The 6,269-nt window shown below is 45.9% G+C and carries 2 protein-coding genes; one reads left to right on the top strand and one right to left on the bottom strand.

From position 1 onward, the window contains the following. Positions 1 to 149 precede the first annotated feature (149 nt). The gene (locus EIP89_RS06455; RefSeq protein WP_124397852.1) at positions 150 to 4,538 is read right to left on the bottom strand and encodes an NIDO-like domain-containing protein; all 4,389 of its coding nucleotides are present in this window, start codon (positions 4,536 to 4,538) and stop codon (positions 150 to 152) included. Positions 4,539 to 4,666: 128 nt separating this feature from the next. On the opposite strand from EIP89_RS06455, the gene EIP89_RS06450 reads away from it, so the two are divergent. After that, entirely contained in the window at positions 4,667 to 6,262 is a 1,596-nt protein-coding gene (locus tag EIP89_RS06450) for an NADP-dependent glyceraldehyde-3-phosphate dehydrogenase (protein ID WP_218019341.1), read from the top strand. The last annotated feature ends 7 nt before the right edge of the window (positions 6,263 to 6,269 follow it).

The raw sequence follows: 6,269 nt of genomic DNA, 5'->3' as shown, positions 1-6,269 counted from the left end.
ATTTGCCGGGTTGCTGTTTAAAGACTACTCGCCTCACTTAAAATGTCTATGATGGCTCTAATTTACTTCAATTAAGGGTTTTATCAAAATAAAAAAGAAGGCGTCCTTTACTTTTTGGACACCTTCTATGGTGTAAGATGTGGAAACTTCTATTGAAGGATGATTCGGCGGGTGAGTGTGCCGGCGGTTGTTTCGATCTGTACGAAATATGTGCCGGCAGGCAATCTTCTCAGATCGAAGGCATGGTTGAATTGGCCATTGGCTGAAGTGATGCGCGCTGTGTGCATGGTGCGGCCAGTGAGGTCGATGATTCGAACGGGAAGCTCGTTCAGATCATCGCTGAAGGTAAGCTCAAAGCGTCCGTCGCTGGGGTTGGGATAGAGCTTGAGCAGATGGCCCAGGATGTTTTCTGCCAGACCAATGCTGAATTTGAGAGTATCGCAGGTAGTTACACTTCCGCAGTTGTTGAATGCCTTCAAACATACAGGATATACTCCGTTGGCCGGGAAGGTGAAAGTAGGATTGAGCTGGCTGCTGCTGCCGGCTGTACCGAAGGTCCAATGTACAGAGTCGGCATTGGTTACATTGGCGGTAAAGTTTACCACGTAGTTGTTAGCTGTGTATGTGAAAGCAGCTGTAGGCTGCGGCTGTGTGCCAACGGTGACAGGAGTGCGTACGTTAGAGCATGGGGCACCGGTGTAGAATACGGTGATTTTCCATGTGTTGTTTGGTATAAAGTTGAATGAAGCGTCGCAACCTGAGCCACCGAAGGTACGGCCCGCATGCAGCTCAAATACGAGAGGACCGGTAACTACCCCATTAGCAATGGTTAGGCCTGTTCGGTTATAAGTCAGTGTACCGGTGGTGGTACCTGTACCACTGAAGAGCTGAGCTTCAGATTGTCCGGTAGTTATACAACGGAGTTGTGAGCGCTGTTCGCTCATCCAGCCTGAGCCAACGGCAGTAAAGTCATATTCTACACTAATAGAGTCGACAGTTACACCTATCGGTAGATTAATGGTCATCACACCCGGACAGGTAGATGAACCTGGTAATGATGTAAAATTTCTGTCTGACTGGATATCACCTGCAGTGTAGGTAAAGGTTTGAGAGCCACTCAGCGGTCCATATTCGAGATAGTAGGTGTTTTGAGCAGCAACGGATGGGACAAAAAAGGTAGGACCTGTAGCCAAAGGCGTCTGTGCGGTTGGTGAGTTAAACCATTGATATGAAACCCCTGGCCAGTTTTGAGCTTTCAGGGTGATCGTGTCGATACCGGCACAGACCAAAGCTGTATCTGCTTTTGGCGTTAATGGTATATGAGTTGCCGTGAGCTTGAGGGTGTCGTTGGAATTGTCTTGGTCAGTGGCAAGATTGGTATAGGCTACGATGTTCATCACTGCGCCATTGGCCGTATTGATGGTACCGAGAGTCACGGTATCTGATTGGCCATTTTGTAGGGTGCCTGTGTAAGTAGCGTTCAGGGTTTGATTGATGTCACCGGTAATGTTCAATACCACAGGTACGTTGGTAACTGGGTCAAAGCCCTGATTTCGGATTAGCATGCGTACTTGAGTAGAAGCGTTGCCACAAGCTAACACTGCAGGGCTAAGAACTGCGCGAGTTTCTACGTCAAACTGGATTGGCATACAGATCGTAACAGGTCCTACAAAAGCGCTAGAATCGTTGACGGAAGAACATTTAGTTCGGATGTAGAAATCAATACATGAGCCTGAAGGCAAACCGCTCACGGTGGCAGGATTGGTAGTCACATTTACTATAGTACCCACAGCCGATCCGGGAGTGAATCCTACGGGGCCCCATTCAATATCCCAGCTGCTGGCATTGTTGCCTGATTGGCTCCAGCTGAATGTTGCTGATGTAGCAGTATTACCAGTAGAGGCAAAGTTTTGGGGTGAAGGACACGCGGGTAACGATTCTACAAGTATTTCATCAATAAACAAATCGGGGCCAAAGCCACTTCGGGCATGGAATTCAAAGCGTTGATTTTTACCAACATAAGATGCTGGAAGGTCGATAATTTGTTCGTTAAAAGTGGTGGCAGGAGTGGTGTTGCCGGCACCAGGGGTGTTGAAGGTAGGACCTCCGAGTTTTAAAATAGTATCGGCTATTCCAGTACTGTCGTTACGCGACAAGACAATCAGTGAATCGGCAGGGTAAGTGCTGCTGTATAAATGCGACCAGTAAAAACGAAGACGTGCCGGCTGAGAGATTTGGACAAAAGGAGTATTCATCACTGCCCGAATACCGCTACTCCACGCCCAGAAGTTGGCTCGAGCCAACGAAACACCCCCAGTGGTGAAGTGTGACCAGTTTTGTGTCGATGAACCTGTAGTGCTGAATGTAAAGCAGGAGGGTGGCCAGGTAGCAAACGTTTCGGTGAAGGGCATTGCTACTGGCAGACAAGAAGTGGTGAAAGATACCGGCCCAACCCATGCACTGTACTGACCCGTTCCACAGCTATCGCGTATATACAATTGGTATTGAGTATTTTGAGAAAGGCCAGTGATATTAATCGTTGTACCTGCTGTGCTGCCTGAGGCTAGTTGTAATCCACTACCAGGTGTAAAGCCAACAGCACCGACTTCCCATTGTGTAGCGCTACCTGTATTATTTTTGGTAAAAGTGGCGGTAGCTGATGTAGCAGTAACGTTTGTAATGGATAGTGCAGAAGGGGGTAGACAATTGGGAATATTTTCTACCTCGATGAAATCAATAAACACATCGGGGCCAAAGCCTGAGCGACCAACAAAGCGAATATCCACCTTATGACCGATAAAGGATGAAGGTATAACTAGATTTTCCTGGGTGAATTGTCCTGGGGCGGTACTTTGGCTTCCGGGGGTGTTAAATGAAGGTCCGCCAAGTGATTGGAGCCTTGTCCAGGTAGTAGATGTATCAATTTTTATTTCTACAAACAAGGAATCGTTTGGATACACAGAGTTGTACTGATGCGACCAGGCATATTTAATCCAAGCCGGTTGGTTGAGCTGAATTCGAGGGAGTTGCATGCGAGCAGTCACACCACTTGTCCAGCTCCAGAAATTGGCTCTTGCTAAAGAAACCCCACCTGTAGTGAAATGAGACCAATTCTGTGTGGCAGTACCGGTGGTCGAAAAGCTGAAACAAAGGGGTGGCCAGTTGAGAAAATCTTCGTAAAATGGAAGAGTAAATGTACCACAGGTAGTTGCTCCCAGCAATACAGGAGTCCAGTTAGAAGTTGTTACAGAATCGCATCGCGAGCGCAAATAGAAATGGTATTGGGTGCTAGGCGTGAGACCAGTTACTGTGTATTGAGAGCCAGTAATACCAGTAACTAGTGTACCTGTACCTTGAGTAAAGCCCACGAGCCCATATTCCAATTCAAAAGTCACATTGCTGTTTGGTGTCCAACCGAGCGTAATTTGAGTTGAATCAGCATTAAGTACATTGAAGCCTGAAGGCACAGAACATTGTGGAGTGAAGGTAAACGGACCTTGCCAAACAGAAGTATCTGTCGAACTGCAAATGTTACGGATAAACACCGCCATTTGAACACCTGAGGTGAGTCCTGTAAAGTTGTAAGTAGTGCCTGAAGTCACAGTTACAGTTGTACCCTGGCCCAGTGTAAGGGGAGTTGGGCCAAATTGAAGTTGATATCCGATAGATGGGTTCAGAGCAGCCCAGCTAGCTGTGGCCGAATTGTGGGTAATGTTTGTAAAAGTTACGCTTCCTGGGGCAAAGCATGAAGGGACTGCCCAGTTGTATGTCAAGCCTTGAGCAGGAAGGTTGTTTGATACGAAAGGCATAGCAGCTGTGTTAGTTGCCCCCGGTACAGCATTAGCCCATGTAGAGGTAGTGGTTACGTTTCTAAAGTCAGCATTGCTGAAGCCTCTGAGGCCTACTTGGCCGGTGATGGTTGTACTTGTGTTTGGCGTGGCAAAACGACCATAAACGATGCTAATGGAGTTGGTCGTTTCGTGCAGACGAATTTGAAAGTTGATGGTATCAGCGGTGTTGGATGAGCCAAATCTTCTATAATTTGTCCATTGTACCACACAAATTCGATTCGGCGCGGTCCCAATGGTTTCCAAACGTATTTCAGAAGCATTTCCATTAGCTTGCAAGTCGCGGTTAAAGCCACAAATAGTTGCTTGCTTGTTTGCCGGAGCGGAAGAGGTGCTGCTAATAGAGGAGTAGCCAGCACCTGTCATATTCACAGCTTGATTTCCATCAGCTGAGATTCCGAGGCGGATCAGACCATCGGCACGGATACCTAATCGGTCGTATGTTACACCGTTATAAACGAAGTTGAAACCAATGGGAAAACCAGGGCCTGTCTCTGTGGTTCCGCCAAGAGGCTGAGCCGGATCTACAAATCTTTGGTCGTCGGTTGTTGCATTGCCCAATACTACTCCCCCGGTGATAGGAGTGTAGGTGCCGAGGCTATCAATTGTGAAAATATACGAATTGACCTGTCCTTTTGCTGAAGACCAAAGTAAACCTATAAATCCGAGCAAAAATGTAATTTTCTTCATGTTTACGGTTTTTTAAATCAACAAAGTTAAAGGAATGAAGTAATGTTTTTAGGGAAATGTTACAGAGGTTACAGATTAGTCCTCTAGTTGGGTGGATTTTAGCAAAGTTTTAAATGTTTCTGACGAAAATGAATCAATACTACGTTCAAGTGACACATTCGATCAAGCCTAATGTTTTGGAAATACAGGATTATCTTTTAGACGGGAAGATCGTTCCTTGGAATGGACCATTTTCCAAGGTGTATTCTCCAATTAAGAGCGAGCCGACTGGAGAATCTTTATATGAATACTTAGGTTCATACCCCGATATGGACGAGGCTGCTGCCTTAGAAGCACTCAATGCTGCCTGTAAGGCATATGACCGCGGACGTGGCCTTTGGCCTACTATGGCTGTTGAAGAACGGATTGCCGCAGTTGAAAAATTTGCCAAACTGGCCACAGCCCAACGCGAACAAATCGTGCAACTGCTGATGTGGGAGATCGGCAAATCGCGCACAGATGCCGAAAAAGAATTTGACCGCACCATTGAGTACATTTATCTCACTGTAGACGAGCTCAAAAACCTCGAGCGCACGCAGTCGAGATTTGTCATAGAGAAGGGCATTATTGGTCAGATTCGACGCACTCCACTCGGAGTGGTTCTTGTAATGGGGCCTTACAATTATCCTTTCAATGAAACATATACTTTGGTAATTCCAGCCCTTATCATGGGTAATACTGTGGTGATGAAACCACCCAGACCAGGTGTTTTGATGCACTATTATCTTCAGAAAGCTTTTCAAGAGGCCTTTCCTCCGGGAGTAATAAATTATGTATATGGTAAGGGAAGTGTTGTAGTGCCACCGCTTATGCAGTCGGGCAGGGTTAATGTACTGGCCATGATTGGCACTAGTCGCGTAGCAGATTCGTTAAAAAAAATGCATCCCAAGTCCAATCGACTTAAGTCAATCTTAGGTCTTGATGCTAAAAATCCGGCTATTATCCTTCCTGATGCGGATATTTCAGCAGCTGCCTCAGAATGTATCACAGGTGCATTTTCATTCAATGGTCAGCGATGCACAGCTATTAAAATTATTTTTGTACATCGAAGCTTGGCTGAAGCATTTTTAAAAGAATTTTCAGCTAAAGCCGATGCGTTGAAAGTAGGTTTGCCTTGGGAGGATAAGGTAAACATTACACCATTAGCCGACGAAAACAAGCCAAAATATCTTCAAGAGATTGTGGAAGATGCTCTCCAAAAAGGAGCCTCTATTCAGAATGCGCACGGAGGTATCAGAAGGGATCCATTTTATTCGCCGACAGTTCTTTATCCAGTAAACGATTCAATGCGCATCTACCACGAAGAACAGTTTGGACCCGTAGTGCCCGTTGTTCCTTACAACGATATTGAAGAAATATTTGATTATCTCGAAAATTCGAAATACGGCCAACAGGTAAGCATTTTTGGCAATTCTCCTGTACAGATTGGCCACCTCACCGATCAGCTAGTAAACATGGTAAGTCGGGTCAACATCAACAGTCAATGTCAGCGTGGCCCCGATATTTTACCATTCACCGGGCGCAAAGACTCAGCCGAAGGTACACTTTCAGTATACGATGCTCTCAGATCGTTTTCCATACGATCTGTAGTAGCAGCAAAAATGGAAGAAAACAGCAAAACATTGCTTCGAGAAATAGTAAATCAGGGCCATTCCAATTTCATTTCAACCCGATATGTCTTTTAAAAGGCAA

It is taken from the genome of Thermaurantimonas aggregans, from assembly GCF_003851885.1.
Taxonomy (GTDB): Bacteria; Bacteroidota; Bacteroidia; order Flavobacteriales; family Schleiferiaceae; genus Thermaurantimonas; species Thermaurantimonas aggregans.
Note: the sequence above shows the minus strand (reverse complement) of the source record. Positions and strands in the feature narration are given on the sequence as shown.

Coding starts and splice junctions, on each gene's coding strand:
- EIP89_RS06450 (WP_218019341.1), top strand. CDS start 4,667: ATGAATCAATACTACGTTCAAGTGACACATTCGATCAAGCCTAATGTT.
- EIP89_RS06455 (WP_124397852.1), bottom strand. CDS start 4,538: ATGAAGAAAATTACATTTTTGCTCGGATTTATAGGTTTACTTTGGTCT.